The sequence below is a fragment of the Thiorhodococcus fuscus genome (genome assembly GCF_042682685.1).
In the GTDB taxonomy this organism is placed as follows: domain Bacteria; phylum Pseudomonadota; class Gammaproteobacteria; order Chromatiales; family Chromatiaceae; genus Imhoffiella; species Imhoffiella fuscus.
Window position 1 is genome coordinate 1 of sequence record NZ_JBHUHX010000050.1, and the last position, 4,033, is coordinate 4,033.

At 60.7% G+C, this 4,033-nt stretch carries 5 protein-coding genes; 1 reads left to right on the top strand and 4 read right to left on the bottom strand.

Annotation, left to right across the window (positions count from 1 at the left end; genetic code table 11):
* The first annotated feature begins 228 nt into the window (after positions 1 to 228).
* A complete protein-coding gene (locus ACFSJC_RS16240) occupies positions 229 to 639 on the top strand; it encodes a helix-turn-helix domain-containing protein (protein ID WP_386028219.1) in 411 nt (136 codons plus the stop codon).
* Positions 640 to 983: 344 nt separating this feature from the next.
* On the opposite strand, the gene ACFSJC_RS16245 is transcribed toward ACFSJC_RS16240, so the two are convergent.
* The 4 genes from ACFSJC_RS16245 to ACFSJC_RS16260 form a co-directional block, all read right to left on the bottom strand.
* Positions 984 to 1,559, bottom strand: coding sequence for a LuxR C-terminal-related transcriptional regulator (locus ACFSJC_RS16245; RefSeq protein ID WP_386028220.1), 576 nt, complete (start codon positions 1,557 to 1,559; stop codon positions 984 to 986).
* Between the two features lie 287 nt (positions 1,560 to 1,846).
* Positions 1,847 to 2,290 (bottom strand): hypothetical protein, encoded by a 444-nt coding sequence (locus ACFSJC_RS16250; protein WP_386028222.1) that lies wholly within the window; start codon positions 2,288 to 2,290, stop codon positions 1,847 to 1,849.
* Between the two features lie 77 nt (positions 2,291 to 2,367).
* Positions 2,368 to 2,616 (bottom strand): hypothetical protein, encoded by a 249-nt coding sequence (locus ACFSJC_RS16255; RefSeq protein ID WP_386028224.1) that lies wholly within the window; start codon positions 2,614 to 2,616, stop codon positions 2,368 to 2,370.
* Between the two features lie 16 nt (positions 2,617 to 2,632).
* Entirely contained in the window at positions 2,633 to 3,673 is a 1,041-nt protein-coding gene (locus tag ACFSJC_RS16260; RefSeq protein ID WP_386028226.1) for a phage/plasmid replication domain-containing protein, read from the bottom strand.
* Between the last annotated feature and the right edge of the window lie 360 nt (positions 3,674 to 4,033).

Below are 4,033 nucleotides of genomic sequence, written 5' to 3' on the forward strand. Positions count from 1 at the left end.
GGTTGAACCTTAGAGCGGCGTGGCCTAGACCCGGATTCAGTCCGCTCCTTGATTTCGCATAATGTATAGGCTGGTCGTCCCATGCTCCTGCAAACCCTGTCAATACCGCTACAGGCGAAATTTATCTTACGTCGCAGGAGAACACAACGCTGCAGTGACAATTTGACCGCTTATGATGCTTCTGGAGCATAACTTAGACTCATCCAGAGCATACAAAAGAGGTCCGTCATGTCACTGGGCAAGAACATTCGGCGATTGCGTCAAGACCAGGGATGGACCCAAGTCCAGCTGTCCGAACGGACCGGCATTCGCATCGGACATATCTCGAAACTGGAGAAAGACGACGGAGACCCGAAGCTCTCGACCCTCTACAAGCTGATGGAGGCGTTCGGTTGCTCGCCGGACGCGCTGTTGATGGATCTCGACAAGGCGCCGATGGACGCGATTCTGAAGCAGACGTTGGAGCGCGCACTGAAGCTGCCCGAGGCGAACAAGGCGGCAATCATCGAGGTGGTGGACGGCTACATTCGCGCCTGCGGTGTCGAGCAAGCATTCAGCGACCAGAACCGCACCTGGATCAGCATCTGGAAGAATCCACCCGAGCGAGTACCGATGCGTGAGCCGGAAGGTCGGCAGTAGTAACGCCCCTCATTTTGAACAGCCAATCAGGCAGCGTGCGTGCCGGAGCGGCAGCGCCACGAACGGGATGCGAGGATCGGAGCAGACGCCGACGGATCGGCAAGTTGACAGTCACTGCGCGCGGGGCGCCTTCGGACTCCGCCAAGGGTGACGGAGGGAAGGGAAAGATCCGAGCACCCTTGGCTTTTCGAGTCTGCGCCCCGTGCTCGGACTGTCAACCAGCCGCCCGACGGCTGAACAACCCTCTGCGCGGTTTCGATGTCTTTTCTGGGCTCTGCCCAGACCCGGCCGGGCTCCAGAGGGGAGGCTAGGAAACCTCGGCGCTCTTATCGTCACCGTGACGCTTAATCAGCACCATGCCGCTTGAGGACGCTACGAATGGTGCCGTCCGAAATGCCCAACTGACGCGCGATCGGACGCTTCCCGAGCCCCTGGTGATACAGCTCGACAATCTGGCGATCACGCTCGGAGAGGGGAACCGGCTCTACGATCGCCGACCTGAGCTCGGGAGCATCCTCGGGCGTCTCGCTATTTTTCGCAACTGTTTCGTTTTGTCCCGATTCGGACGTCTTCCGTTTCTGGCCAACCGGCTTTTCCGCAACTGTTTCAGATAATGCAAGGTCGGCCGTGGTCGCCGGCTGAAACGTTGGGGTTAGAGCCATACCGGCCACCGCTCGCGGATTCATGCGCCGGAACATCTCGACCACGGCATCCGCCGCCGCTTGAGTCATGCCCTTACGATAGGCCGTGGTCAGGATCTCGATCAGCCCAGTATCGCTCATCGCGCTGAAGTCTCCACGATACTCATCGAAGGCGACAGCTCGGGCGCGTTCGCGGACAGCCCGCATGCGTTCGGCGGGCGAGAGTGCCCGTCCGGTCGAAGGACGTCCGCGCCGTTTCGGGGATGCTGGCTCGCTCATGATTGCGTCACTGTTGCGTTAATTGGCTTAGCTAAATACTAGCAACAGTGACGAATAATGCAAGGATATTGCGCAACTGTTGCGCAAATAGAGAAGGCTACAAAGGCGCTCGTCCTTGTCGGCGAGCAGGGCGCCGAAGGCTTCCGTATCGGCTGACGAGGACTTCGGTTCCGCTACGAAGATTGGCGCGATCGAGCCGGGCGGGATTCGCTCCGCAAGCTGCGCGAAGCCCGCCCGGCTCGACGCTGCCATCCATCGAGCGCATGGACATGACGTCCTGAGCGGCCTTACGGGTGCTTCGACACCTGGTCGCCACCATCGCCAAAGCGCTCTAGCCACAGGTCGCCGTTGTGCTCCCAGTCATCATCCGTGAAGCCCCAATAGACCAACTGGTTAAGCAGCTGCACGAGCAGCCAGGCCGCCTTGAAGACGAGCCCGATGACCGCTTGAAGCAACGGAATCAGGGCCATCAGGACGGCCCGGATCCGATGACCTTGCCACCAGAGCACGCGCGCCTCACGGGCGCCGATGCTCAGGAGCCATGACAGATCCACGCCATGAACCTCATAGCCGTCATCATTCCGGTCCCGATCATAACGAAGCAGGCCATCACTGACGTTGAACACCTGGCCGAAGTAGCGCCGAGCGCGCCAATAGGAGGAGCGGAGGAGGGCGCCGATACCCAGATCTTCGACATCCACCGCCGCAGGTTTGATAAGCTGATCGAACATGACGTACCCCCAAGGGCGTTATGTGCCTCAGGCGTGCCCCCATCGCCGCCAAGCCTCGGGGGCTACGCCTCATCCCGTCAGACGTTGACCCCTTCGGGCCACTCGACGAACCATTGATCTCCCGTGTCGTAGAGCTTCACCACGAAGCGGTCGGGGCGCTCCAGTTCCCGAACGCATTGCTCCGCGGCCTGCCGTGTCGGAAAGACGTGGGCCAGATCGGGATGCATCGCCCAGCGCAACAGCTCCGCACCCGGCTCCACCGTGATACGGCTGTGCAAAAGCTCGCCGTTCACATTGCCAACGCAGTAGCCAACCAATCGTTCCACGTGCTTCTCCTCAACGTCAGGCCGCCAGATCCGGCAAGCCCTCATAGAGCGCCTGGACATCGGCCCAGGTCGCCACGCGCGCCTCGATCGGGCGCGCTAACTGCTGAGCCCGCGAGCCCAGCGTGACCACGTTCGGACGGCCCCGGATGTCCACGCCGACCGTTTCACGCAAATCCTTCGCGATGCGATAGAAGGTCGCTTGCGAGCGACCCTCGCCGACACCGACGTCCACGCCGCCCATCCAGGCCAATAGCACCTCGAGGCGCTGACGCGCCGCCCGTTCACCAACACCGCGCGCAATCAAGCGTGCCACCACCTCCGATTTCCAATCGACGACCGCGCCAATCTCCTGAGTCTCCACCTTGAATGCCTGCCATTGCTCTTTCATCGTTTCATCACCCCAGTTTTCGGCGTACGCCAACCCTGATCTGGTCAGATAGTCTGTATAGAGGCGCAATTCATCACGGACCCAACCTTGGCTATGTAATCGTTCTCTCAATGCACTCAAATAACCCACTACGGATTCAATGTCGGTAATTCGCTTGCGACGCCATCGCTTGATCTGCTCCAGAACCTCTTCGGCCTTGCCGTAGCAGGCCCGCTGACGGGTCCGGCGCGATCCCGCCAGGGCCGATAGCTCACCCTTGGCGCGGAATGGTTGGCCGCGACGCCCAACCCGCTGCGTCAACAGCCATTGGATGTAATGCTCGACCGAGGCCGGCGAGCCGAGAATCAGATTGGCCGCGATGTCGATACGCGAAATACGCGGACCTTTCAATTCGGTGCGGTCAATCTCACCATCTTCACCATAGAAGCGCACGCGGTCCGGGTAATGAAACAGCGGCAGCCCCAATTCCTTGAGCACACCGTTATAGACCTTCACCGCCTCGAAGATCGAACGACACCCGAGCCCCACGGCTTCCGAGCGTCCCCATTTGCTCGGATTCCCTTGCACCTGAACGCGTCCGCCGAAGGCGCGCACCATCAACGAGGATTCCCAGGAGCCTTTGAGCTGGCCAGACTTGACCGTCTGGTATTGCAGCTCGCCGGTGGTCATGTCGATATCGAGGCGGCGACTCGCGCCCCAGTCGGGGGCGTCGTCATGCTGCTGCCACACATCCAAGAAATCGACATGCAGGGCCGGGTTAGAGAGATCCATTGGCCTCCCCAAACCGCGCTGCCCAAGGGCAGGGCATCCAGCCCGCCGAACGTATCGCACACCTGCCAAGAGGGGCGTTTTTCTCACCAGTGAGAATAAGTGGGAGTGCTACTAACACTCCCACTGGATCCGAGATCCCCCAAGCAACGGCCCTCACACCGTGCTCAACAACCCCAGGAGTGCCACCCACGGGACTAAGTGCCCGTGTTACAGGTACGGGCACCGATCGCGGCGAGTTCTTCGCCGAGGGCCTGCACC

Bases quoted from the DNA above. Each gene is read 5' to 3' on its own strand.
- ACFSJC_RS16240 (WP_386028219.1), top strand. From the start codon at position 229: ATGTCACTGGGCAAGAACATTCGGCGATTGCGTCAAGACCAGGGATGG.
- ACFSJC_RS16245 (WP_386028220.1), bottom strand. From the start codon at position 1,559: ATGAGCGAGCCAGCATCCCCGAAACGGCGCGGACGTCCTTCGACCGGA.
- ACFSJC_RS16250 (WP_386028222.1), bottom strand. From the start codon at position 2,290: ATGTTCGATCAGCTTATCAAACCTGCGGCGGTGGATGTCGAAGATCTG.
- ACFSJC_RS16260 (WP_386028226.1), bottom strand. From the start codon at position 3,673: ATGACCACCGGCGAGCTGCAATACCAGACGGTCAAGTCTGGCCAGCTC.